The following is a 24,463-nucleotide window of genomic DNA, read 5'->3' on the forward strand; positions in this document are numbered from 1 at the left end:
ATTAGGTATTGTTTATTCCACTTTCTTGGTGATCTTGAGATGGTTTTCGTCGGCAATCCTATCATATTCAATATCATCTGAAAGCTCTTTTGTCAGATGAATTCCCAAACCGCCTACCTCAGCATCTTCAATGCTTTCCGGCATTTTAGGGTCTTCATTTAAAAGAGGATTGAATTCAACTCCATCATCAATAAACTCAAGTGTCAATATGGAGTTTTCAAAACTAGAGTTGACCCTGATTGAATCGGTCTTTGAATAGTTGACAATGTTTACAAAGACCTCTTCCAGAATCAGATCAACCTGAAAATCCTGTTTTCCAATAATTTCATTGATGAAATCATTCAATTTGTATAATTCCTCAATTTGAGGAGCCAATTCCAATGAATTCATTCTATCTTTAATATTTTATCAAATCCAGACATCCTGAAAATTTCATTAATGGTTTCGTTCACGTTTTTGATAACCATTGGGGTGTCTGTGGATTTTAATTTTTTCTGGGTTGCTATCAGCACTCTCAAACCGGCACTGGAAATGTATTCCACTTTCTCAAAATCAATTACTAATGAGTCAAATTTTCCAAGCTCTTCATTAATTTCCTTTTCCAAGTCCTGTGAAGTCAAGGTATCAATTCTACCCTCTACTGATAATGTTAAATCCTTGTTATCATAATCTTTTAAAATATTCATAATATCACTGGTTTAATATATTTTTATGTAAGTTTAAATATTTTGTTGAAATTTCCTGTAGATATTCCTTTCGGTGTTGAACACTATCTCTGAATCAAAAAAATAAGTGGAAAAAGAGATAATTGATTAAAGTTATCTCATGTATAAAATAAACTTACCGAATTTAGGGATTCTATAAATGATTGCGGCCGCCACATAACTGAAGAAAATCAGTAAAACCCATAAAATCAGAGCCTTGACAGGTTCTGTGAATGGCAATCCAACAATCAAAGGTAATAATGGGAGTCTGAATAGGTTATGTATTAAAAATACTGCAAATGAGTATTTTGACAATACTTGGACTCCACTATAGAATCTGACGCTTCCTCTTCTGGAACACAGTTCGAACAGTGCGAATGATCCTGTCAGGATGAATGGGAACTCATACCATAGGAAGAAATTGTATCCTCTGATGAATGCATAGTACTGGAAGACTACACAAATTAAAAATGACACGAGTGCAAGCAATCTGAATTTATTGGTTGAATACTTCTTGAAAACTCCTTTCTTGACCAAGTATCCCAGTATAATGTAAATTCCATATACTCCTCCACTGAATCCTAAACTGAATTGGATTGAAATGCCTTTAATCCCCTGCATGTCAAACAGTAATGTGATGAATGGAATCGCAAATGCCAAAAGTGAAAATACGATTGTGGCCTGATTGATTGTTTCCGGTTTGAAATTATCCAATGCGCTTGCAACAAACGGCATGGAAAGATACATTCCAATAATCATCGGCATATACCACATGTGGCTGAAGAATAGGTTTCCAGCTTCGGTAAAGTTGACGGACTGGCTTCCAACAGCAACAAACTGCAGGCTAACTGCATAAATCACGGTCCAAAGGATAGTGACTATAATCAGTCCCTTACAGTTTTTGCTCCAGAACTTGCGGACACGCTCGTCATTATAGCTTCTGTCAAGTAACAGATAACCTGTAATCATTAAAAAGAACGGAACCCCAATACGTCCAATAAACAGTGAAATGAATTGAAAAACTCTTGAAAATAATGTATAGTGCATTATTGCATCAGATGATATTATATAAATACCATCTGTTGCATGAATGTACAGTACTGTCAGGATAGCTATTGCACGTACAAGATCAATCCATTCGACTCTATTTTTACTCATTAATTATGTCTCCGATTATTTTCTACGTATAATTGGTACAAATATGGCAATCATTGCCACTAAAACTAATGCTATAGGTATTCCTGTCTTTTTCATGTCCTGTTTAGTGTTGTTTTCAGGTTTGGTTTTATTGTAATGTTTAACGATTTTTGTTTTCACTGTTTCTTTTGTTTTGGTTGTTTTTTTAGTTTTAGTATTTTTATCTTTGCTGGTATCATCCTTGTCATCAGTTGATGTTGAGTTTTCTGTGGAATTGTCAGTAGAATCGTCGGTTGAATTGTCTGTTGAATCGTCTGTGGAGTTGTCATCATCTGTTGAATTAGATTGTGCATCTTCAGTTGGTGTTGTTTCATCCTCAGTGGCTGTCTGATTGTCATTGTCTGATTCATCTTCAGTCAAATTATCTTCATTGTCTGAAGAAGGGATTTCAGTATTCAATACATCTTCTACAGTTGTTTCATTATCAATGCCTAAAATATCTCCATCAAGAGGATTCTCTTTTATGATGAAACCTTTCTTTGCATCACCGATAATATGAAAAGAATAATCTTTATTGTCATTCACTTTAATTGAATATTTTCCGTCATCTTCCTGATTCTTGAATACTGCTGACCAAGAATTGGATTTGCTTAATACTTTGGTGTCAACAACCTTGTTGTCCTTTAAAAGATTTACTGTTACCTTATCTGGAAGGTTTACTATGTCATCCCATGTAAGTTTTACAGAGATGTCTTGAGTTTTAATATCATCCGCTGCAGAAACGAAGCTAACGCATGCTGTTAGAAAAACTGCAATAAACAATATTGTAAGTAGCTTTCTGTTCATTAATTGCACCTCTAAAATAATTAGTTAATAATTATATTATTTTTTGATATATAATTATTTAACTAATGTTTAATTGTTAATGAATTTTGGAACAATCCACATTGCAATTATTGAAAGCAGACAACAAATGATGATCGCCGGAGGATATGCGAAATAACCAATTATAATTCCAATGACGGCTAAAACAATGGTCATTGCGAATATATAATCTTTTTCCAAAGCCAATTGAAGTGCAATGTTTGCCGGATCTGATTCTTTCAGGAATTTTGAAATCAATTTGGAAAGTATTGCAGTCACAATAAAGCATAGTCCATATAGCAATTGCGGGAAGAACAAATAGAAATTCTCAGCAACAAATGTAGTCAGGTAAGGCAGCAATGAGAAGACAAAAAGGGTTATTCCCATTGTCCATATGACCTTATGGTCAATCTTGTTCACAATTGCGAAAAGGTTGTTGTTGAAATTCCAGAAATTGAAACACACTATGAAACTGATGGCATAGATTGCAAATTCATATTTAAGCTCAAACAATGCCTCCCAGGTTCCTGCTGATGCAAGGGGAATTTCCAAAACAATGATTGTAATGATGATTGCCAAAATTGCATCAATCAATGCTTCAAATCGTTCAGTTTCCATTTTCATTCCTCCTCACAACTCTTCCAAGAATAATCCACATGACAATTGAAAGCAGGCAGCATAAATAAATTCCCGGACGGTACACTGTATAAGTTAGGATGAAACCAATTATCAAAACAATTATAGGGGTGTTTAACAGGTATGAATCATTGTTCAATGTTTTCAATTCCTTATTATATGGATTGCTTTTGTAAATAGTGTGATTGGCCAATGTGGTAAGGATATGGGTTATTATGAATATCAAACCAAACATTATCTCGGCAGGTATGGAATAAATGTTGTTTGCAAGCCAGATTGTAAAATACGGAAGCAAGGATATTACAAAGGTCATAATTCCATAAATCCATACGGTAGTGTTTTCAATATGCTCCACAACCTGGAACAGGTTATGATTGGCATACCAGATATTATATAAAATCAAAAAACTAATCAAATAAGCAATATAAACATTTTGCAGCTCTAAAACTCCACCCAATGTCGGAGTTGCCGGTTGGGGAATTTTCAAAACCAGAACAGTGATTATGATTGCAATAATCGCATCAAAAAATGTTTCAAATCTATTGGTTTCCATATGACAATATTTATAATTTTTAATATAAAATATTAATTAAAGGTGATAAAATGGATATGTTAATAGGCGGAAAACACGTTTCAGGCGAAGATTTGGAAGATGTAGTCAACCCTTATGATGGCAGTGTAATAGACACTGTGCCGATAGCACACCTGCAGACAGCACAGCTTGCAATCGATGCGGCAAATGATGCAAAAGACAGTCTTGTTGAAATGTCTGCATTTAAGGTTTCAAACAAGTTATATTCAGTTTGTGAGAAATTAAAAGACAAACGTGAGGAGTTCGCTGAACTGTTGGCACTGGAAGTTGGAAAACCCATTAACGAGGCACTGGTTGAACTTGACAGGTCAATCGAAACACTCAAGCTGGCTGCTGAAGAAGCAAAAAGAATATATGGGGAAAGCGTGCCGTTGGATGCCGGATTGAACGGAAAGGGATTTTTCGCATTCACACAACGCCTGCCGCTGGGAGTTGTTGCGGCAATAACACCATTCAATTATCCATTGAACCTGACAATACACAAGATTGCACCTGCAATTGCCTGCAAAAACACTGTAATCATAAAACCACCAACAGAAGCACCTTTAACCGTAATGAAGTTTGGGGAACTCTTGAATGAGGAGTTTCCAGATGGTGTGGTCAACACAGTAACCGGATACGGCTCTGAAGTCGGGGATTACCTGGTGTGCTCACCGGAAGTTGACAAGATATCATTCACAGGAAGCGTAACAACCGGAATGATGATATCCCAAAAGGCGGGAATGAAAAAGGTCACTTTGGAACTTGGAGGAAACGACCCGATGATTGTTTTAAAGGATGCCGATATTGACAAGGCGGTTAAGGGAGTCATCAACGGAGCATTCTTAAATGCTGGCCAGGTCTGCATGGGAGTCAAAAGAATAATCATTGAAGATGAGATTGCCGATGAATTTGCAGATAAACTGGTAGCAGAGACTGAAAAACTGGTCATGGGAAATCCACTGGAAAAAACCACAACATTAGGAACACTCATTTCTGAAAATGCCGCAAGGCAAGTTGAAGAGACAGTCAACAATGCAGTTAGGGACGGTGCCGAAATACTCACCGGAGGAAAGCGTGAAGGAGCATTCTATCAGGCTACAGTAATTGACAACGTTGATCCTGAAATGGATTTGGTTGTAAGGGAAACATTCGGTCCGATAGCGCCAATAATCAGGGTGAAAGGCATTGACGATGCAATTAAAGTGGCTAACGACACTGAATATGGCTTGCAGGCTGGGGTTTTCACTTCAGATTATGCTTCAGCAATGAGGTGTGCCCAGGAAGTTGAAGCTGGAACAGTGTTCATCAATAAGCAATCCACCTTCAGAACAGACAACATGCCATTTGGAGGATTCAAGAATAGTGGTGTTGGAAAAGAGGGCATTAAATATGCCGTTGAAGAAATGACCAAAACAAAATTGATAGGATTGAATTTAAGGTAATTAAAATTGTTGGAAGTGGGAATCCTCACTTTTCAACATTGATTCCTCACTCCAGGCATCAAACCAAATTCAGAGAAGATATTGAGCTTTTTTTGAATAGGGAGGATTTTCATATTAACGTGGTGGATTTTGTGCATGAATCCATTGTTGAATGTTTCATCATCAACATGAATATTTACCAGCAGTGAATGGTCTTCTTCACCACTTAAATCACAGTACATTTCTAGTTCGAATTCCCCTTGTGGAAATGTTTCTAATAGATAAGGTTTTGCCTCATCAAGAAGTTCCAGTAGGTTTTCATGCATTTTAATAAAATCATGAATTTTTTTAGGGTTTTTCAATTCATAGAATTCGGTTAATCTGGAAAAATTTTTTTCAAATAAACTGTTATTATGTGTCATAATTCAATCTCCTTAAGTATTGGCATATTTTCTATTCAGGTATTCCAATGATTCCAATCCGTTTTGAACATCATTTCGGGTTTGAAATAATGATTTTTTGAAATAATCAATATTTTTTTCATTCCAATCATAATCTGCATGTCCTCTAACTTTTTTCAGATTAAATAAAATGTCTCCAACATATTTTTCACTTGGGTCCTTTGAAAATCTCAATGCATTACACACTTTTGTGTGGACTCCATTCCTGGTTGTCAAATATTTCTTTCCACGAACTTCCACCAGATATTTTCGAGATTCCCCGAACAGTGCATAATAATCTCTATTGATTGCAGATCTGATGTGTGCTTCATCATTTGTTTGGCTTAATTCTTCGCCGATTCCATAAAATTCCTTGAAATCATACATTTTTTCACCTTGCAATATTGTTCCAATCACATTTTATTCTATGAATATTGGAATTTTGATACATATGAAATATATTTTTCAGTATTTTCCTGATTAAAGTATGTTATGAACTGCATCATTTAAAAAAGTATGTATCCGCTCAAATCAATATTGCTTTGGTTGCATAATTTTTTTGTAATGGTGAGGTTGGTTAATGTGGTTAAATCTATTTCAAATAGTTTTCAACAAGATTACGTGTTTCATTCAGTGATTCCATTGGAATTCCCTTAGGCATTGCTCCAAGCTCGCCTTCAACGTCCTTAAGAATGCTTCCGTTCATTCCCAGAAACATTCCTTCACTGACAATGTCGCTGAATGCCTGTGGAGGAAGCAGTGACACTCCAACCCTGTTGTCGTCCTTAACGTTCAAGTCATTGGTGACAACTGTTATTGCCCTTTTTCCAAGATTGACGTTACAAAGCATCAGATTGTCATTTTTAGGGTGTTTGGTAACGCTCATAACTTCTCCGACCTTGATGTCGACGCCCATAATAGGATCGTTTATCGGTCCAAGTGCCAAACGGTCTTTAAGTCCGATGATTGTATCAAGGAAGAATCTCACTTTTGCAATGTTTTCCTGGGTCTTTTCCCTGTCTTCCTTTGGAGCGTTGTTAAGGAACTTCTTGTTCCAGTCGTCTCCACCCAAATATTCAATAATTTTTTCAGCTTTCTCTTTTAATGCAGCAACGTCCGGAGAGTTTACCAGTTCGTCTCCCTCAAGGTATGAATAGGTCAATGATTGGAAATCACTGTTCATCTGTTTTCCCATATCAACTGCCTGCTTTTTGTTCCAGCTTCCTCTGAATGAGGCTGTTGGAATGAGGTTTAGGTAATTTTCTCTTGCCTTGCTTGCCACTAAAATTCTATAATCTTTTGTTGTATCCCACATTTAAAGTCCTCTTTTAAGTCTAAATTATATTTTAACTTTATAATTTAATAAGTTTTTTGCAAAATAAGGCATTTTTAAAGTTTAAAAACATAAAGTATTTATATTAACAATAAAATAAATTTATACATATTTATTTAATAATTATGTGGTGTAATCATGGTAGAAGTTTCAAAATTACGCAGTTTAGATATTTATACCAACACAGGACATTATGTTGGTCGTGTAGAAGATGTTATTCTTAACATCAGGTTAGGAACTATTTCAAAATTACAAGTAAGGGCTATTGAGCAACAACCAAAACCAGCAGGCCTTTCAAGATCATTCATGGGCATGCTTCGTGGGGAAACTCCAGAAGAAAATGAAATGAGATCCTTCCAAAGCGACTTGTTGACCGTCGACTTTGACAAGGTTCAAGCTATTGGAGACATAATGTTAATCAACCCTAGGGATATTAAAAAAGTAAATCCTGAACCACAAATCCCTGAAGTGACAACTCCAAAACCAGAAACCCCACAACAACCACAAGTTGAAACTCAAAGTCAGTTTGATGCAGAAAGATTATAAGCAATCTTTCTTTAATTCTTTTTTTTAATAACTTTTTTTCGCGTGATACTATGAAAGTAGGTATTATAGGCTGTGGAGCCATTGCTAATATTATTACAACAAGTATTGTTCAAGAACAAAATGAAATCGATATAGCATACTTTTTCGATAAGGATATTGAAAGGGCAGAAAATCTGGCAAGCTTAGCCGGAGGAGTGGCGGTGCTTGACTTTGATGACATGTTGGGCAATGTGGACTTGATTCTGGAATGTGCTGCTCCCGCTTCCGTAAAGGAATATGCTCCAAAGGTTTTAGGGAATGGATGCGACATGATTGTGATGAGCATCGGTGCATTCATGGACATGGACTTCTATTATGAAATGGAAAAACTTGCAAAGGAGAACAATGCAAAAATACACCTTCCATCAGGAGCCATCGTCGGTTTGGATGGAATCAAGGCAGTGGCAAAATTCGGTCTTAAGGAAGTGAATCTTGTTACAAGAAAATCACCGAAATCCCTTGGAAAGGAAATTGACACTGAAGAAGTGTTGTTTGAGGGCAAGGCATCAGATGCGGTAAAGGAATTCCCATTGAACATTAATGTTGCAGCAACCATAAGCATTGCATGTCAAAGAGATATTGACGTTAAGATTATCGTGGACCCGAAAGTTGACAGGAATGTCCATGAGATAACTGCCAAGGGAGACTTTGGTGAATTTAAAACAACCACCATGAACTATCCGTGTGCAGCCAATCCGAAAACAAGCATGTTGGCAGCACTTTCAGCAATAAGATTGCTTAAAAGTTTCAATGAGACAATTTGTGTGGGTATGTAATGAAGGATTACGAAGTTTATTCATCTTTGAAGGTTCCGAAAAACTCAAAAATCATCGTTCGCCTAGATGGAAGAAGTTTTCATAAGCTGGCAAGTGATTTGAAATTGACAAAGCCCTATGATGAGAATTTCTACAGGGTCATGGCTGATGTGTGCAATGACTTGTTCAACGAGTTTTCAGCAAGTTTTGTTTACACTTTCTCTGATGAGATAAGCTTACTTTTAGAAAATATTCCTTTTGACGGCAGGGTTGAAAAGATAAATTCAGTAATTGCCAGTTTTGCATCCAGTTCCTTTGTGATGCACTATGATGCTGATTTTAAAAAGCCCCCTGCATTCGACTCAAGAATCATTCCAGTTTCTGATGAGGATATACTTAAATATTTCAGATGGAGGCAGGATGAGTCCTGGAGGAACTGCGTCAATTCCCATGGAATTTCCCACCTCAAATCCAAGTATTCAAATTCTCAGGCAAATGATATAATAAAAGGCATGAAACTAAATGAGGTGCACGAATTATTGTTCAATGATGGCATTAACTTGAATGATGTTGAGACCTATAAAAAAAGAGGAATAGGAATATATAGGAAACAGAAAAAAGTAGTGGGTTTCAATAAGAAAGAAAACAGAAACCAGACATCATACAGAAGCTATGTCTACACTGACTGGGAACTTCCAAAATTCAGCGATGAATTCTTTGAGGAGATAGAATGAGTTTCATTTCAAAATTGTTTAATAAAAATGATGAGGAGTTCAGCGAGGTTCGAGTCGACCGTGAAGTTCTTGAATCCGTAATATACTATTCAAAAAAATCATATCCTAACGAGTTTCTAGCATTCTTTGACGGTGAGATAAAGGACAAGATACTCTACATTACAGGTTTGATATTTCTTCCGGGAGAAACCTGTGAAACAGGTGCTGTCGTTCACACAGAACTGCTTCCGATGAACACAAAATACATGGGCTCCGTCCACTCACACCCAGGACCAAGTGCAAGCCCATCCAGTGCCGACTTGAAGACATTTTCAAAAAACGGGTATTTCCACATGATTGTTTGTCTTCCGTATTCCCTTGAAACTTTCAAATCCTATGACCGTTACGGCGATCATATGCCCTACACAATCGGTGACTATTCCTATCTTAATGAGAATAACCCTGATGATTTTTTCGATGAAAATGATGTTGTAACCGATGATGATGAGTTCAAGCCAGGATTTTTCGATGAGGATGATGATGAATTCTTCCAGACACTTGATGAGGAACGCGTTGACCGTTATGGTGAATATGAACGCCAACACCAGCCAAGAGTAATTTCAAACACTCAGATTCCTAATCAGGTCAATATCATATCAAACACTCAAATGCCTCAGCAGAAGGTCATTAGAATTGAGTTGAATCCGGATGGCAGTGTTAAAAAAATAAGTAAAAAATAAAAAACAATTATGGTGAAAATTGTTTTTTATAATTCTAATCCAATAGCTTCATAAACATTATCTAAAGCTTGGATTTCTTTAATAACGTCTTTTGGAATTTCTTTATCTAAAGTTAGAACCATGATGGCTCTTCCACCTTTTTCATCTCTTCCAACTTGCATGATTCCAATGTTGACGCCATGTTCTCCTAATTTTGTTCCGATTTTACCGATGCTTCCAGGGACATCTTCATATTTTGCAATGAACATATGTCCTTCAGGAATAACATCCACCCAGTAACCGTTTACTTTTAGGATTCTTGCTTCGTGCAGGTGAGTACCTTCAGCTGAGAAGGTGTCCTTTTCACTTTTTGCAATAACTTTAATCAATGAATCGTATCCTTTTGCGTTGTCTTTTCTGCCTTCAGTAATGCTGATTCCTCTGTCTTTTGCAACAAGAGCTGCGTTAACTGCATTTACTGGTGAGCTTAAGAATGGGTTGACAGCGCCTTGGATAACTGTTCTGGTTAAAATTTCAAGGTTGTCTATTTCTGCTAATTCCCCACTGTAGACGATTTCGATTTCTTGGATTTTACCGTTTACAGCTTGGGAGATGAAACTACCTAATTTTTCACATAATTCCATGTATGGAGCTAATTCCTGGTAGGTATTGTTGTCGATACGTGGCATGTTCAATACGTTTTTAGGATTGTTTCCTTTAGCAAGATCGATGATTTCATCAGCTACGATAATTGCGGCATCCCTTTGAGCTTCTTTTGTTGAAGCTGCAATGTGAGGGGTTAAAACGATATTGTCTAATTCGAATAATTTTGAGTCTTGTGCTGGTGGTTCCTCTTCGTATACATCTAATGCGGCACCACCGATTTTATTGTTCACTAATGCATCGTATAATGCGTCCTCATCAATGATTCCACCACGGGCACAGTTTACAATGTATGCTGTGTCTTTCATAAGGTCAAACTGTTCAGTTGAGATTGAATGTTTGGTTTCAGGTGTGAGAGGCACGTGGATTGTAATGAAATCGGAGTTTTTAAGCACGGTGTCAAGATCAGTCAAGTCAACGCCCATCTGTTTTGCGACTTCTTCAGGAAGGTAAGGGTCGTATGCCATTGCATCCATTCCAAATGCTTTGCATCTGTTAACCACTTGTGAACCGATTCTTCCCATACCGATTACGCCAAGAGTTTTGTTTCTGAGTTCAACACCCATAAATTGTTTTTTCTCCCATTTGCCTTCTTTAACAGATTTATCAGCAATGGATATTTTACGGGCCATGCTTAAGATTAAACCCATGGTGTGTTCAGCCACAGTGACAGAGGTGGATTCCGGTGAGTTTACAACCATGATACCTTTTTCGGTTGCAGCGTCAAGGTCAATGTTGTCAACTCCAACACCTGCTCTTGCAATAATCTGCAGATTGTCAGCTTTTTCAATGATGTCTGCGGTTAATTTTGTCCGGCTTCTTACAATAATTCCATTGTATTCATGGATGGTATTTGCCAATTCTTCAGGAGTGATAGTGGTGTCTACAACGACTTCAGCTACTTCCTTTAAATTTTCAATACCTTTTTCGTTAATAGCATCAGCGATAAGTACTTTCATATTTTCACCATAATTTTTCGAATATATTTAATAATAAATATTAATTAAAATTATGTATTTTATTATATTTAAAAGATGTTACATTTTACAGTAATTTTTTGAACGCTCTTCTTTTTTGAAAAAATATTTTAATGGCATTCAATCATAAATTTAAATTGGTGATAAAATGGTATCAGTAGAGGAATTTCCAATTTCAACAGCAAATGACATTCCAGGATTCAGGATTGTGGAAACCAAAGGGTTCATTTACGGTTTAACCGTCAGAAGCAGAGGTGCAGGGGGCCAAATAGGTGCAGGCATCAAGTCCCTTTTTGGTGGAGAAATCACCCAATACGTTAAGATGATGGAAGAGTCAAGGGAAGAGGCATTGCACAGGGCAATCGCTCATGCCAAGGAATTGGGTGCCAACGGAATTGTTGCCATCAGATTCGATTCAAATGAAATTTCTGATGTAATGCAGGAAATTTTGGTTTACGGAACTGCTGTAGTAGTTGAAAAAGAGTAGATACAATGTTTTTTGAGGATTTGAAATATAAATGTAAAGAGATACCTCAAACAATACTTGGATATGGTCCGTTCATGGCGGAACTGTATTACGGCCACAGGTCAAGGCTCTACCTGGATGACTTATATAATGACCCTCAAAACATGGCTGAAGTCATTATAGAATCATATGAGCAGGGCGTCAGGGCAATCAACCTTGTAAACGATGACCATATTCTCAAGGCATATGACCTTGCGGCTGATGCGGGATGTGAGATGAAGGTAATCGCAACAATCGGAAAAAGCGATGTTGATTACTTGAATCCTAACTATGAGGTAGCAAAGGAAGTGGACTGGGATGAGGACATTGAATTGTTTTCCACTTATGACTGTCCGCTAATGCTTGTTGACGAGTTCATAACCGATGCATATGACTGGAGACTTACAAGCAAAATTTTAAACCGCATCAATGATACAGGATCCCTTTCAGGATTGGTAACGGCGTTCCCGTCAAGAACAACAGACTTGCTTGCAGACAACATTGACATGAATCTCTTTGACTTTTACATGATACCGTTGAACAGCTTGTCCTATATGATGGACATCAATGCATTCAATGCGGCCCAAAGACAGGAATTCGTTGACAGGTTGCTTGCATTGGATAAAAAAGTGATAGCTACCAGAGCCTTGGCTGCAGGTGTATTGAAACCTAAGGAAGCATTCACATTCTTTAAAAATGTGGATTATGTGGATGCAATAGCAATTGGTGTGGCTAAGGTTGAGGAAGCCCGTGAGGATTTCGAGCTGTTAAAAGAGTATTAGAGGTTTATCACTTCATACTCTTCAAATGGCACATGGCTGTCTTCTTCCAATGAATTGTTCAAGTCAGCCAGTCCGTTGATTAAATCCTTAATGTTTTTGTTTGATGGCTTTTTACCGGTAATCTGAAGGTATTGCCTAGGTGAAATCTCACAATATTCGCATTCGAAGTTGCAACATCTTTCCTTTTCTTCACAGCCGTATCCTTCCTGTTCTGGATCGGTACCGATTACAATATCATTAAGAAGTTTTGATACCCTTTCGTCTGATGCAAACATTGCTATTTTTTGGGTTTTTCCACAGATTCCAATAGCCCTTTGGCCTTTGAAATTGCAAACCCATTTCAATGGATAATTTTCCATATTTGTAATATTCAAGTTTTCCATGTTATCACACTAGTTTTCCTTTCTCTCTCTAATCATTTTAAGTAATTCTTTTGAGTTTTCAAACTCTTTCAATTCCCATGACTTGATGACCGGCACTGTGCCGATTGACTCCTTGATCTTGTCATTGTTGATGATGAAAACAGGTTCTGAGGTTGTAACCATTGACAAGTCCTTAAGGGGTATTGCCATTCTTTTCAGGGTTTTTTCGTTTCTGTTCTTTTCAACATTCGCCATCAATGGGGAATCCTTGTCGGAACTTTTCATTTTAGCCACTGCATCAAAAGGACTTTTATTTGTTGACAATACTCCATATCCAAGTTTGGATAAGTCGTTAACGTCATCGGAGAATTTGATTTCTTCCTTTTGCTGTGGCTGTTTTAATAGGTCAATGTCCAATGTCACCTTTGTATTGAGTATCTCCTCAAGAATCATTGCGGTTTCGGTGTTCGCCCTCACGATTCCGTTTTCGTACTTGTACATTGTTGCACGTGAAACATGGGCGAGACTGGCCAGATCCTTAAGTGACATTGAATACTCTTCACGGTATTGCTTAATGACATTTCCATCGATTTTAACGAAGTATCCACCACGGTCTGCCAATATTTCAGGATATTCATTGTATAAAATCATGTTTTTCAGGGTTTCAAAGCCTATTGCAGGAATGTCATACCTCTCATAAATCACGCCTTCCTCTAAAAGGCCGTTCCTTGACTTTTCACCGATTATGATGGGTGAAGCCAGGAATATGTTGGCCAACTGTTTCATCTCATGAGCGTTATGCTCGTTGATGCTGTCAATGTTTATAAAGGTTTTTAAAAGTAGAATCAACAGATTTTTCCTAGCCACAATATCGAAAGAACCCTGGTCATAAATGTCAGAGGTTTTAAAGCCCTGTGATGTCAATAGATTCTCAATATTGTGCAGCATTTGGCTTCGAGTTAACATTTTTCAATACCTCTTCATTTAAACTATTTATTGTCTTACAATTAATATATTTTAGTAAGGTGATTATAATTAAGTATTTACATATTGGAATTGATGACACTGATTCCCCTGACGGAATGTGCACTACATATCTTGCAAGCCAGATTATCAACAAGTTCGAGGATAACGGCATTGAATTGGTTGGTTATCCAAGACTGATAAGGCTGAATCCATTTGCCCGCTTCAAAACACGAGGCAATGGTGGTGTTGCATTAAAGATACCTAATGATGATAAGGCAGGATTAGCTAAAAGTATAGTCTTGTCTGAAGTTGAAAAGCTCTCCATGTTTGACTGCGACAATACAAATCCTGGAGTGATTTTCTATGAAGGTGAAATCACAAGGGAGATGCAGGATTATGCTTTCAGGGCAATCTATGAATTCATAACAATAGGTGAGGCAGAAAAATTCGGCAAATCCGTTGGCTGTGAAATACATAAGTTCAAGAAGGGAAGGGGCATCATCGGATCAATTGCGGCTATCAGCCTTCCATTGGCCGATTACACCTATGAGCTTTTAGCGTATAGGGCACCTGAAAACTTTGGAACCCCAAGAAAAATCGATTACGATTCCGTTTATGAAATGGACAAGGAGACATTCCCCGACACATTTGAAAACATTGACTATTCAGAGGACTACATTGCCATTGAACCTAAAACACCATGCCCTGTACTGTATGGAATCAGATCAAACGCTCCTGAAGCATTGCAAAAGGCCAAAAGTATCGTTAAGGTGGGTGAAGCGATTGATGACTGGTGCATATTCAAGACAAACCAGCATACCGACATGCACATCCAAAAGACAGATAATATCAGTTCCATGAAACAGTTCGGATGTTATGAAGTGGTCGGCACTGTAAAAAACAGGCCTACAATCATTGACGGAGGGCACATGTTCTTCTATATCTTTGACGAGTCCGGTGAGATTGAATGCGGAGCATATGAACCTACAAAGAATTTCAGGAAAACCGTTTCCCATCTGCGTCCTGGAGATGTCATAAGGGTTTACGGTGGTATAGGGGAGCAAAACACTTTCAATATTGAGAAATTCCAGGTCATTGAATTGAATGATGTCGAGTATCAAAATCCGATTTGCGAATGTGGAAAGAGAATGACTTCTGCCGGAAAGAATAAGGGTTTTAAATGCAAGAAGTGTGGAAGAAGAATTGAAAGTGATAAAAAAGTTCCTATTATAATTTCACGTTCATTAAAAAATGCTCAATTTTATGAAACACCCGTTTCTGCAAGGAGACATCTTTCAAAACCACTTTGTAGAATGTTTTAATATTATAATCTTATTTTTTATTTTTTATTTTTCAATTTAAGCTATTCTAATAAAAAATAATTAGTTCACTTTTTAGGAAATAAATTCTCAATTTACCTCATTTTTTTTCATGAAATTAGAACTTTTGAGAATTAAATCATATCAATTTATATACTACCTTTTGGATAGATTAAAATAATTAAGTTCATTCTATATGGTGGATGGAGAGGGTATTATTACTAATGATGATAATTTGACGACGGATATAAATCACCCATATCGTGAAAAGACTGATAAGCGTATTTTAAAGAAAAATCCATGGAAGGATTATGGATTGCATTTGACTGTTCTTGTTCTATCAATTATTGCAATGTCCATTGGACCTATTGAAATTGTACTGGTGAAAGGCGTAGAGGTATCAATAATGCCTTTGCTTTACACAATGGTTCTGGGCCTTATCTTTTACCTGGCCAAACCGATCAAATGGATTCAAAGAAAGCAGGCACGTATTGCTGAAGGGGCAATGATGCTTTTCATTGGTGTTTTAATTGCAAAATTGGCCGTATCAAGTGGACAGTCCATTCACCTATTGCTGGAAATGGGTCCTGCATTGATGCTTCAGGAATTGGGACACCTTGCAACAATTCTAATAGCTCTTCCTACAGCTTTGCTTTTAGGATTCAAAAGGGAAGCTATTGGTATGACCAATTCCATTGGTCGTGAACCCGAAGTGGCGGTTGTTGTTGACAGGTACGGTTTCAACTCTCCAGAATCAAGGGGAATTTTCGCATTGTTCATTGTGGGAACCATTATCGGAACCGTGTTTATCAGTTTCCTAACAAGCATTTCCGTTTCAGTCCTACCTCTCCATCCATTTGCTTTCGCAATGGCAAGCGGTGTGGGAAGTGCAAGTATGAATGCTGCATCCCTTGGACCGACCCTTGCGGCATTTCCTCATTTGGAGACTCAAATCGAGGCATTTGCAGGTTTCAGTAATCTCCTGTCCTTTTCAATTGGAATCTACATTGTAATATTCATTGCATTGCCATTGACTGAAAAATTATACTATTGGCTGGAGCCTAAGATCGGAAGGGATGCCATCATTGATGAGGGGGATGAATAATGGTTGAAATTATCGACAATTCAGGAAATGTAACTGTTCACGGTGTTTTCAATTGGATATTGCTTCTGACAATATTTTCTATCATCACTGTCATAGGCAATTATATAGGATATAAGCATCCCATGACTGATTCCCTTATCGGGATTGGAATACTGTCCCTGATTACTCTTGCAGGAGTGTGGATGGAAAGATACTTGCCTTTGAACATATCCTCAATTCTATATATCAGTGTAATCGGTATTGCTCTGGCATTTCCGGGAATGCCGACTTCTGAATTTGTTTCATATTACGTGTCCAAAATAGAGCTCCTATCCATTGTAACCGTATTTCTGGCTTATGTGGGAATTGGGATGGGTAAAAGTTGGAATGAGTTCAAAGCGCTCGGTCCAAGGGCGGTCATCATCACTATGCTGGTTATTGCGTCCACTTATTTCGGAGCGGCTATTGTTGCCCATATCGTTTTGGTTATGACTGGTGTTCCAGTATAACTTTTTTTCATATTTTAGGAATATTAACTGCTATTTTAGTTCATCTTATGTGAATTTTTAAGATTTCAATGTTATTAATTTATATAATAGGTTATTTGAAAATAATATATAGTATTATAAATTTTGATATACTACTGAAACTAGTTAGGTGGTTATTATTCCGGATGGAAAGCTTGATGGTCATGTTGAACATTTATATAGGGAAAAAACGGATAAGCGTATTTTAAAGAAAAATCCGTGGAGAGACTATCGTCTACACATCACTGTTCTAATTTTAGTTGTTATTGCGGAATTGATTGGTACAATCAGCATTCCAATCACTAAGGATGTTGCAATAACAATCATGCCATTGATTTACACTATCATACTGGGTCTTGTTTTTTATTTGGCCAAACCGATCAAATGGATTCAAAGAAAGCAGGCACGTATTGCTGAAGGTGCAATGATGCTTTTCATTGGCGTTCTAATCGCTAAATTGGCAGTTTCAAGTGGTCAATCAATCAGTTTAATTTTTGAAATGGGTCCTGCGCTAATATTGCAAGAATTAGGACACTTGGCAACAATTCTTGTTCTTCCAATAGCATTGCTTTTAGGATTTAAAAAGGAAGCAATCGGTATGACAAATTCAATTGGTCGTGAACCGAACGTTGCTGTTGTTGTTGATAAATATGGTTTCAATTCTCCTGAATCAAGAGGAGTGTTTGCAATATTCATTATCGGTACTGTTATCGGTACAATATTCATCAGTTTCCTTGTGACATTGTCCTTGTCATTCCTTCCACTGCACCCATACGCATTTGCGATGGCAAGCGGTGTGGGAAGTGCAAGTATGAATGCTGCCGCTATCGGACCGACCCTTGCGGCATTTCCTGGAATGGAAACCCAAATTGAGGCGTTTGCAGGATTCAGTAACTTATTATCATTCTGTGTTGGAATATATATAGTAATATTCGTTGCACTTCCATTGACAGAAAAAATATACAACATACTGGAACCGAGAATCGGAAGGGATTCCATAATACCTGATAAAAAGGAGGATGAATAGATGCCAGAATTAATTGACGGATCCGAAAACGTTACTGTTCACGGTATTTTCAATTGGATTTTACTGTTGATAATCTTTTCACTCATTACAGTAATCGGAAATTACTTGGGTTATCATCATCCTATGGAAGGTTCATTAGTGGGAATGGCGATACTTTCAATCATAACCCTTGCAGGGGTCTGGATGGAAAGATACCTGCCTTTGAACATATCCTCAATTCTATATATCAGCGTAATCGGTATCATACTGGCTTTCCCAGGCATGCCTACCTCTAATTTTGTATTGCATTACGTATCCCAAGTGGAGCTTTTATCCATAGTGACCGTATTTTTAGCATATGTCGGTATTGGAATGGGTAAAAGTTGGGATGAATTCAAGGCATTAGGTTGGAGAGCAGTTGTAATAACCGTTCTTGTCATTGCAGCAACCTATTATGGTGCAGCTATCGTAGCGCACATCGTATTGGTTTTAACCGGCGTTCCTGCAGTGTAATTCAGCTAAACATGCAATATTGTTTTGGCTGATAACTTAACTATTTTAATACTACCTTTGACATATACTATTAGTAGGTGTTTTATGTTTTTGCAAAATATTTCAAAATTTATTTCAAACTATCGCTATGAACAGGCAACAGTAGAGTCCATAACCACTGTAAAGGCAGCCTTACTTGATTTTTTAGGCGTCACTTACCGTGGAGTTAATGAAGCGGCTCCTCAAATAGCCTTATACACCATCGATGAAATATTTTCAAAAATCCCCGACCAGAACCTGAAGGCATCAGTTATCGGAACCAAGTTCAAAACAGACGTGCTTAGTGCAGGATTCGTCAACGGTGTTGCAGCACATGTATTGGAATTGGATGACGGTCACAGGGGTGCTCAGATTCATTTGGGTGCAGTAATATTTCCAACAGCCCTTGCCATAGCAGAAGCATATAACCTAAGCGGTAGGGAATTTCTCGAAGGAGTCATTGTAGGCTATGAAGTGGGAATTCTTCTTGGAAAAATCGTCAATCCGGAGCACAGGAATAAGGGATTCCACACAACCGGAACAATCGGAACTTTTATAGCCGGAACAGTGGCATCAAAATTATTGCAACTTGATGAGAATCAGATTCTAAACGCTTTGGGATTATGCGGAACCCAGGCTGCAGGTCTTTTGGAATCAGACCATGGCGGATCTATGGGCAAATCTCTGCATGCAGGAAAGGCTGCATACAACGGCATCTTATCAGCATACCTTGCAAGAAATGGCTTTACAGGAAGTGAAAGCATCTTTGAAGGTAAGGAAGGATTTCTAAAAGCAATGGTTCTTGACAATACAGACTACAAGGTAGAGGACTTCTCAGTCGAAAACGTCCTGAAAGACGTTGGCAAGGTAAGGGTAAGGGACATTTACTTTAAGAAATATCCGTTCTGCAGACATCTGCACTCTTCAATAGACACTGCACTGAAGCTGAAGGCAAGCATAGGTGATGAATACAATCACATTGAAAATGTGGCGGTCAAGACATACTCCGTTGCCGCCGAACATGACAATTACCATCCAAAAAACCTGGAGGAATTGAAGCAAAGCCTGCCTTATGCCGTTGCAATCTCTCTGGTGGTTGGAGAGGTCAGTGTCGATGAGATTAATCAATTGATTGAATTCGGTCTTCTTGAGAACTATTCGACAGTGGATAAGGTGAATAGCATCAAGAACCTTGTGAACAACATGATAATTGTCACAGACGACAAGTTAAATGAATTATATCCTGACAAAAGGCCTTCCAACGTGATTATAAGATTGGATAAGACATTTAGAAATGGGGTATTTCAAAACCTCACACTGCTTCCTCAGGGAGACTTTGAAAACCCATTTGAATTGAGGGATTTAATCGAAAAGTTCAAGGGATTGAATCCACACTACGATATCAATAACCTTACGGTAATAGACTCTTTAGAAGAGTATTCTATGAGTTATGTGGTTCGAAAATTAAATGAGTAGATATTATGGAAAACACAAAGAAATTCCTAAAGAAATTGGGCATTGAGGATACCTCCAAGGAATATGTATCTCCCAAAAGATTTGGCGATGGAGGACAATACAGATTTGAGGTTCCGGGAATCCAATCTCCAAAAACAATGAAAGCATTATTGGATGCCTCCAAGCAGAATAACATTTTCATTCATCGCGTAACACAGACAAAGGGAATAATGATGTTGACAGATGAGGAAATAAGCGAAATGGTTAGTCTGGCCAAGGATTATGGCTGCGAACTATTCCTGTCCGTTGGTCCAAGGGCAACCTATGACACTTCCGCAACAGTCCATACAAAAGAGGGAAGCAGAATCGGATATCGCCTAAGGGGCTATGACAATCTTGTTTATGCAATTGAAGATGTTAAAAGAGCATGCAGATTGGGAGTGCGAGGAATACTGCTTTATGATGAGGGACTATTGTGGACCTTAAGCCAAATGAGAGAGGAAGGCGAAATTCCCGAAAACGTATATTTCAAATTATCAGCTCATGCGGGCCATTCAAATCCTGCCTCAGCAAAACTGCTGGAGAAAACAGGTTTGAATTCATTAAACCCTGTTCGTGACTTGCAAATACCAATGATAGCAGCAATAAGAAATGCAACAGACATGTCCCTGGATTTGCATACTGAAAACCCAAAATCAACAGGAGGATTCATTAGACATTACGAAGTTCCTGATTTCATACGGGTTGCAAGTCCTGTATATCTGAAAACCGGAGGATCCGTTGCGGCCAATCACAATTGGGACACAACAGAAGCGGAAGCAGTGGCCAGAATCAAGCAGGTCAGGCTTGTCAAGAGAATGATTGATGAATACTGTCCTGAAGCTGTTGCATCACCTGAAAAATCAGATGATTTGGCAATTCCAGAGTGATTTTATGGATATTCTAGATGATGTTTCAAATGCAATTATAAAAGCATCAACAACTCTTTCTAACGATAAATATAATGCCTTAAAGCAGGCCATTTCCACTGAAAGCAATGAAAATGCTAAATGGGCATTGGAGATGATTTTAAAGAATTATCAGGTTGCAAGCGAAAAGAAATTCCCATTATGTGACGATACGGGAATTCCCCATGTCATAATAGAACTTGGGTCTGAAAGACACATTACCGGAGAGCTTATAAACCAGATTCATGAAGGGATTTATCAGGGCTTGAATAACCTTCCAGCAAGACCAATGGCCGTCAAAGGCGATGAGGTTGAAAGGATTGAGCAAAGCAAGGGATTATATGAAAAACCGGGAATGCTTCGCCCAGCATCAATTCTAATAGATAATGTCAATGACGAGTCAACATACAAGCGAGACATTTCCCCGGATACTTTGAACATTCATTTTTTACTTGAAGGTGGAGGTCCTGAAATACGGTCAAAGACTTACAGGGTTTATCATAAGCGTTCATTTGAAAATGTAATAGGTACCGCATGCGAATGGCTTGAATCTTCACTTAAGATGCTTGGATGCACACCGTCAATTCCATCAATTGGAATAGGCAGAACCCATTACGAGGCCACTTCACTCTTATTGAAATCAATTGCCTACGGAAACCTTGACAATCAGTCAGCACATGAAAGGCAAATCACAAATAGGCTGAACGAGTCAGGTATTGGTCCGTTAGGTTTTGGAGGCAAAACAACAGTGTTGGGATGCTATCTCAATATTGGAAATCAGCGTGCAAGCGGTGTCAGGGTCGTTTCAATCAGGCCGTCCTGTTTTGTTGAGCCTCGCGTTGCAACTTTAGAATTGTAAAGTTTATATATTAATTTAATATTATTTTTAATTAACAAGATTAAAGGTTTTTGAAAATGCAAGAAAATAATTTTAAGGTTAATCCTCGTTCTTTAAAAACTGCTGTTTCACGTGTTGAGAAGGATAAGATTGTAACCCGTGGATACAACCAGAGGGATTTGATTGAAAAAATCAGATATAGCGACATGGTTTTTCTGCTTTTAAAAGGAAGATTGCCGACAGTTAAGCAGGCTAGAATATTCAATCATGTTCTGGTGTCATTCTGTGACCATGGTGTGACTCCGCCAAGCACACAGACCGCACGTTTGATTGCATCATCAGGTTCTCCCATGAATTCCGCTGTGGCAGGTGCATTGCTCTCATTCGGACACAAGCATGCCGGAGCCATTGAAAAGGCCATGGAACTGTACCAATCCAAAATCAATTCAGCTCATCTGATTGATGATCCGGACATTGACAACAAGCAGATTGCTAGTTTGGCCATTGAAATATACAAGGAATATGTCCTTAAGGGTAAAAAGATACCAGGTTTTGGCCATAGGTATCACAAGGTTGATCCAAGGGCGGATAAATTGATAGAAGTTGCCATCAATGAAGGATTTATAGGACCTCACCTTAAATTGGCGCTTGCAGTTCAGGATTTGCTGGCTGAAAAGAAAAACATTCGATTGAATGTGGACGGTGCAAATGCAGCAATACTGTCTGATTTGGGTTTTGACCCTGAATTAGGATTGGGAGTCTTCATCATTGGAAGAGTTCCAGGCATAATCGCCCATATTCGTGAGGAAAGGATGGATGAGGAAGAATTCAGAAGATTCTGCGACCTTGATGATATAGAATACGTTGGAGGAAGATAAAATGGAATTTATTGATGTAATCAATGAAAGATACAGTGTAAGAGGATACTTGGATAAGGAAGTCGAAAAGGAAAAACTTGATTATGTGCTTAAAGCAGCTACAATAGCACCTACAGGCGTAAATGCACAGCCTTTCAAGGTATATGTCATAGACACCAAAAAGCATAAGGACGAACTGTCTGAAATCTACGGAGCAAAATGGTTTGTGGAAGCTCCTTACGTATTATGCGTTGTTGCAATTAAAAACGAGGCATGGACCAGACCATGGGACATGAAAAACATTGCAGACATCGATGCCACAATCGTAATGGATCATATGATTCTTGCAGCTGCCGACGTTGGCCTTGGAACCTGCTACATTGGTGCATTCAAAAAATATAAGGCTCATGAATTCCTAGGCCTAGGTGAAAACGAGGAAGCAGTACTGTTCACACCTTTAGGCTACGGCAATGCTGAACCAAGGGAAACTCCAAGAAAAGAATTGGATGAATTTGTAGTGTATGTAGATTAAGATGTCTTTATTCGTACTGCCGGCAGATAATTCCAAGGACATGGAGAATATATCCGTGGAGTTATCTCAAAACAAGTTTAAAATCATTGAACAGCAGGACAATTTCATATTGATGAAAAGAAAAAGATACGGTAATGTCCTTGTGCATGCAGTTATTTTAGTGATTGCACTGTTCTTTTTTTCATTGGCAATATTCGTTAATGTGGTTTATCTTGCATATTCCCTTCTATGGGCTTCACCGAATGTGCTGATTACAACAGAAAAAGTCGATGATGAGGGAAACCCGTTGGAATTCAATAGTATGGATGAAATTCTTGATAAGGCAACAGCTATTCTATAATCTCATCTACACTATACTCTTCTATTTTTCTAATCAATAACGGATTTTCGCAATTGAGGTACTCTGATTCCTCACCTAATTTTGCATTGATGAACACTTCATCCACGCTTGGCTCTGAAAACAATGCGAATATGTCTGAAATGAACTCATCATAATCCTTTTGAACTTTCTCATCACTGAATCCAAGGCGAGGAAGCTCATTTGTCCATATGTCATTGCCAGGTGAGAATTTCTTGTCAATCACCTTTCCGTCAGCCATTTCACCGTCCAGGGTAAGTGAAAAGTTTTTGTTTAAGATAATCCAAACTGCACGTTCCATGTATAGTAGTTAATATGAAATGATATAAATATTATGAAGTCAAGATTAAAGACTAAGTGTTATTATGGCAAACGTTAAAATGTTTAAATTGTTAGGAGTAATGTTGGCTTTGATGCTGATTGTCTGGGCTATCTCTCCATTCCTAAGGCACCAGCCAGTAACAAATGATGTCATGGCTACCGCAATAGTGCTGATTATGATTGCAATTGCCTACTTTGTCATACTGTTCAACCCAGGTTGGACCAAGGCAGTGTTCTTCTTTGAAGGTATCGTCATAGGTGTCAGCGGGTATATGCTATTGTCCCATCCGTACAACATTGAATTTGCAATTGTGGGTTTAATCATTATTGTAATAGCAATCCTTGCTTATTTGCAAAAATTACCGCCTAGCATATTGAAATGGTTCTATAGATAATCTATTTATCTTTTATTCTTTTTTTTATCAAATTTTTTCATGTAATTATTATCATTTAAATACTTTTTTTTAATTTATTTAGAATTTTACCACTTCTAATCAAATTGAATAGTAAAAGATATATATATTACACAACAAAAATAAGTACACCATGGTG

The 24,463-nt window shown here is 37.9% G+C and carries 32 protein-coding genes; 19 read left to right on the forward strand and 13 right to left on the reverse strand.

The features are described 5' to 3' along the window. Positions 1 to 12 precede the first annotated feature (12 nt). The 6 genes from E7Z78_RS02910 to E7Z78_RS02935 form a co-directional block, all read right to left on the reverse strand. Positions 13 to 390: an ATP-binding protein gene (locus E7Z78_RS02910; protein ID WP_303723685.1), complete on the reverse strand. Its 378-nt coding sequence runs from the start codon at positions 388 to 390 to the stop codon at positions 13 to 15. Next, the gene (locus tag E7Z78_RS02915) at positions 387 to 686 is read right to left on the reverse strand and encodes an STAS domain-containing protein (protein WP_303723686.1); all 300 of its coding nucleotides are present in this window, start codon (positions 684 to 686) and stop codon (positions 387 to 389) included. The genes E7Z78_RS02910 and E7Z78_RS02915 overlap by 4 nt, the downstream gene beginning before the upstream one ends. 132 nt (positions 687 to 818) lie before the next feature. Beyond that, positions 819 to 1,862 (reverse strand): acyltransferase, encoded by a 1,044-nt coding sequence (locus E7Z78_RS02920; protein ID WP_303723687.1) that lies wholly within the window; start codon positions 1,860 to 1,862, stop codon positions 819 to 821. 15 nt (positions 1,863 to 1,877) lie between these two features. Further along, positions 1,878 to 2,687 carry a hypothetical protein gene (locus tag E7Z78_RS02925; protein ID WP_303723688.1) on the reverse strand — a complete coding sequence of 270 codons (810 nt, stop codon included), beginning with the start codon at positions 2,685 to 2,687 and terminating at the stop codon, positions 1,878 to 1,880. Positions 2,688 to 2,756: 69 nt separating this feature from the next. After that, complete coding sequence (locus E7Z78_RS02930; RefSeq protein WP_303723689.1) at positions 2,757 to 3,323, reverse strand: TMEM175 family protein; 567 nt, start codon at positions 3,321 to 3,323, stop codon at positions 2,757 to 2,759. Next, on the reverse strand, positions 3,313 to 3,894 hold the full coding sequence (locus tag E7Z78_RS02935) for a TMEM175 family protein (protein WP_303723690.1): 582 nt from the start codon (positions 3,892 to 3,894) through the stop codon (positions 3,313 to 3,315). Before E7Z78_RS02935 ends, E7Z78_RS02930 begins: the two co-directional genes overlap by 11 nt. Positions 3,895 to 3,944: 50 nt before the next feature. Between E7Z78_RS02935 and E7Z78_RS02940 the strand changes: the two genes are divergently transcribed. Further along, complete coding sequence (locus E7Z78_RS02940) at positions 3,945 to 5,357, forward strand: lactaldehyde dehydrogenase (RefSeq protein ID WP_303723691.1); 1,413 nt, start codon at positions 3,945 to 3,947, stop codon at positions 5,355 to 5,357. Positions 5,358 to 5,389: 32 nt separating this feature from the next. On the opposite strand, the gene E7Z78_RS02945 is transcribed toward E7Z78_RS02940, so the two are convergent. The 3 genes from E7Z78_RS02945 to E7Z78_RS02955 all read right to left on the reverse strand — a co-directional run bounded on the left by E7Z78_RS02945 (position 5,390) and on the right by E7Z78_RS02955 (position 7,091). Continuing rightward, a complete protein-coding gene (locus E7Z78_RS02945) occupies positions 5,390 to 5,758 on the reverse strand; it encodes a hypothetical protein (RefSeq protein ID WP_303723692.1) in 369 nt (122 codons plus the stop codon). A gap of 12 nt (positions 5,759 to 5,770) precedes the next feature. Next, on the reverse strand, positions 5,771 to 6,163 hold the full coding sequence (locus E7Z78_RS02950) for a hypothetical protein (RefSeq protein WP_303723693.1): 393 nt from the start codon (positions 6,161 to 6,163) through the stop codon (positions 5,771 to 5,773). A gap of 205 nt (positions 6,164 to 6,368) precedes the next feature. Next, a complete protein-coding gene (locus E7Z78_RS02955; RefSeq protein WP_303723694.1) occupies positions 6,369 to 7,091 on the reverse strand; it encodes a tRNA-binding protein in 723 nt (240 codons plus the stop codon). Positions 7,092 to 7,247: 156 nt separating this feature from the next. On the opposite strand from E7Z78_RS02955, the gene E7Z78_RS02960 reads away from it, so the two are divergent. From E7Z78_RS02960 to E7Z78_RS02975, 4 genes are read left to right on the forward strand one after another with little or no spacing between them, the layout of a single operon-like run. Continuing rightward, positions 7,248 to 7,655 (forward strand): PRC-barrel domain-containing protein, encoded by a 408-nt coding sequence (locus E7Z78_RS02960; RefSeq protein ID WP_303723695.1) that lies wholly within the window; start codon positions 7,248 to 7,250, stop codon positions 7,653 to 7,655. Between the two features lie 50 nt (positions 7,656 to 7,705). Next, complete coding sequence (locus E7Z78_RS02965) at positions 7,706 to 8,470, forward strand: aspartate dehydrogenase (protein WP_303723696.1); 765 nt, start codon at positions 7,706 to 7,708, stop codon at positions 8,468 to 8,470. Further along, positions 8,470 to 9,183: a tRNA(His) guanylyltransferase Thg1 family protein gene (locus tag E7Z78_RS02970; protein ID WP_303723697.1), complete on the forward strand. Its 714-nt coding sequence runs from the start codon at positions 8,470 to 8,472 to the stop codon at positions 9,181 to 9,183. The genes E7Z78_RS02965 and E7Z78_RS02970 overlap by 1 nt, the downstream gene beginning before the upstream one ends. After that, entirely contained in the window at positions 9,180 to 9,902 is a 723-nt protein-coding gene (locus E7Z78_RS02975) for a Mov34/MPN/PAD-1 family protein (RefSeq protein ID WP_303723698.1), read from the forward strand. Before E7Z78_RS02970 ends, E7Z78_RS02975 begins: the two co-directional genes overlap by 4 nt. Positions 9,903 to 9,928: 26 nt before the next feature. Here E7Z78_RS02975 and serA read toward each other — a convergent pair whose 3' ends face one another. Next, positions 9,929 to 11,503, reverse strand: coding sequence for a phosphoglycerate dehydrogenase (gene serA / locus E7Z78_RS02980; RefSeq protein WP_303723699.1), 1,575 nt, complete (start codon positions 11,501 to 11,503; stop codon positions 9,929 to 9,931). Between the two features lie 166 nt (positions 11,504 to 11,669). On the opposite strand from serA, the gene E7Z78_RS02985 reads away from it, so the two are divergent. Together E7Z78_RS02985 and E7Z78_RS02990 are read left to right on the forward strand one after the other, a co-directional pair. Next, complete coding sequence (locus tag E7Z78_RS02985) at positions 11,670 to 12,008, forward strand: heavy metal-binding domain-containing protein (protein WP_303723700.1); 339 nt, start codon at positions 11,670 to 11,672, stop codon at positions 12,006 to 12,008. A gap of 5 nt (positions 12,009 to 12,013) precedes the next feature. Beyond that, positions 12,014 to 12,808, forward strand: a complete 795-nt coding sequence (locus E7Z78_RS02990) for a hypothetical protein (RefSeq protein WP_303723701.1) — start codon at positions 12,014 to 12,016, stop codon at positions 12,806 to 12,808. On the opposite strand, the gene E7Z78_RS02995 is transcribed toward E7Z78_RS02990, so the two are convergent. Both E7Z78_RS02995 and E7Z78_RS03000 read right to left on the reverse strand, forming a co-directional pair. Next, complete coding sequence (locus E7Z78_RS02995; protein ID WP_303723702.1) at positions 12,805 to 13,191, reverse strand: hypothetical protein; 387 nt, start codon at positions 13,189 to 13,191, stop codon at positions 12,805 to 12,807. The two genes, E7Z78_RS02990 and E7Z78_RS02995, sit on opposite strands and share 4 nt — an antisense overlap. A gap of 9 nt (positions 13,192 to 13,200) precedes the next feature. Beyond that, positions 13,201 to 14,136: a transcriptional regulator gene (locus tag E7Z78_RS03000; RefSeq protein ID WP_303723703.1), complete on the reverse strand. Its 936-nt coding sequence runs from the start codon at positions 14,134 to 14,136 to the stop codon at positions 13,201 to 13,203. Positions 14,137 to 14,195: 59 nt separating this feature from the next. Here E7Z78_RS03000 and E7Z78_RS03005 point away from each other — a divergent pair, with 59 nt between their 5' ends. The 11 genes from E7Z78_RS03005 to E7Z78_RS03055 all read left to right on the forward strand — a co-directional run bounded on the left by E7Z78_RS03005 (position 14,196) and on the right by E7Z78_RS03055 (position 23,572). After that, complete coding sequence (locus tag E7Z78_RS03005) at positions 14,196 to 15,458, forward strand: tRNA(Ile)(2)-agmatinylcytidine synthase (protein WP_303723704.1); 1,263 nt, start codon at positions 14,196 to 14,198, stop codon at positions 15,456 to 15,458. Between the two features lie 193 nt (positions 15,459 to 15,651). After that, positions 15,652 to 16,560 carry a DUF3100 domain-containing protein gene (locus tag E7Z78_RS03010; RefSeq protein WP_303723705.1) on the forward strand — a complete coding sequence of 303 codons (909 nt, stop codon included), beginning with the start codon at positions 15,652 to 15,654 and terminating at the stop codon, positions 16,558 to 16,560. Then, positions 16,560 to 17,048, forward strand: a complete 489-nt coding sequence (locus E7Z78_RS03015) for a hypothetical protein (protein WP_303723706.1) — start codon at positions 16,560 to 16,562, stop codon at positions 17,046 to 17,048. The genes E7Z78_RS03010 and E7Z78_RS03015 overlap by 1 nt, the downstream gene beginning before the upstream one ends. Positions 17,049 to 17,196: 148 nt before the next feature. Continuing rightward, entirely contained in the window at positions 17,197 to 18,093 is an 897-nt protein-coding gene (locus tag E7Z78_RS03020) for a DUF3100 domain-containing protein (RefSeq protein ID WP_303723707.1), read from the forward strand. Next, a complete protein-coding gene (locus E7Z78_RS03025) occupies positions 18,094 to 18,585 on the forward strand; it encodes a hypothetical protein (RefSeq protein ID WP_303723708.1) in 492 nt (163 codons plus the stop codon). It abuts the gene before it with no gap. An 84-nt stretch (positions 18,586 to 18,669) separates the two neighbouring features. Then, positions 18,670 to 20,079, forward strand: coding sequence for an MmgE/PrpD family protein (locus E7Z78_RS03030; protein WP_303723709.1), 1,410 nt, complete (start codon positions 18,670 to 18,672; stop codon positions 20,077 to 20,079). A gap of 5 nt (positions 20,080 to 20,084) precedes the next feature. Next, a complete protein-coding gene (locus E7Z78_RS03035) occupies positions 20,085 to 20,987 on the forward strand; it encodes a peptidase (protein WP_303723710.1) in 903 nt (300 codons plus the stop codon). Positions 20,988 to 20,991: 4 nt separating this feature from the next. Continuing rightward, positions 20,992 to 21,864: a fumarate hydratase gene (locus E7Z78_RS03040; protein WP_303723711.1), complete on the forward strand. Its 873-nt coding sequence runs from the start codon at positions 20,992 to 20,994 to the stop codon at positions 21,862 to 21,864. Positions 21,865 to 21,920: 56 nt separating this feature from the next. Further along, positions 21,921 to 22,721, forward strand: coding sequence for a citryl-CoA lyase (locus tag E7Z78_RS03045; RefSeq protein WP_303723712.1), 801 nt, complete (start codon positions 21,921 to 21,923; stop codon positions 22,719 to 22,721). Position 22,722: 1 nt separating this feature from the next. Then, positions 22,723 to 23,232, forward strand: coding sequence for a nitroreductase family protein (locus tag E7Z78_RS03050; RefSeq protein ID WP_303723713.1), 510 nt, complete (start codon positions 22,723 to 22,725; stop codon positions 23,230 to 23,232). A gap of 1 nt (position 23,233) precedes the next feature. Then, positions 23,234 to 23,572 (forward strand): hypothetical protein, encoded by a 339-nt coding sequence (locus E7Z78_RS03055; RefSeq protein WP_303723714.1) that lies wholly within the window; start codon positions 23,234 to 23,236, stop codon positions 23,570 to 23,572. Here the strand turns inward: E7Z78_RS03055 and E7Z78_RS03060 are convergent. Then, the gene (locus tag E7Z78_RS03060; RefSeq protein ID WP_303723715.1) at positions 23,562 to 23,891 is read right to left on the reverse strand and encodes a hypothetical protein; all 330 of its coding nucleotides are present in this window, start codon (positions 23,889 to 23,891) and stop codon (positions 23,562 to 23,564) included. The genes E7Z78_RS03055 and E7Z78_RS03060 overlap by 11 nt on opposite strands. A gap of 64 nt (positions 23,892 to 23,955) precedes the next feature. Here E7Z78_RS03060 and E7Z78_RS03065 point away from each other — a divergent pair, with 64 nt between their 5' ends. Beyond that, entirely contained in the window at positions 23,956 to 24,306 is a 351-nt protein-coding gene (locus E7Z78_RS03065) for a hypothetical protein (RefSeq protein ID WP_303723716.1), read from the forward strand. The last annotated feature ends 157 nt before the right edge of the window (positions 24,307 to 24,463 follow it).

Source organism: Methanobrevibacter thaueri (assembly GCF_015062915.1).
Taxonomy (GTDB): Archaea; Methanobacteriota; Methanobacteria; order Methanobacteriales; family Methanobacteriaceae; genus Methanocatella; species Methanocatella thaueri_B.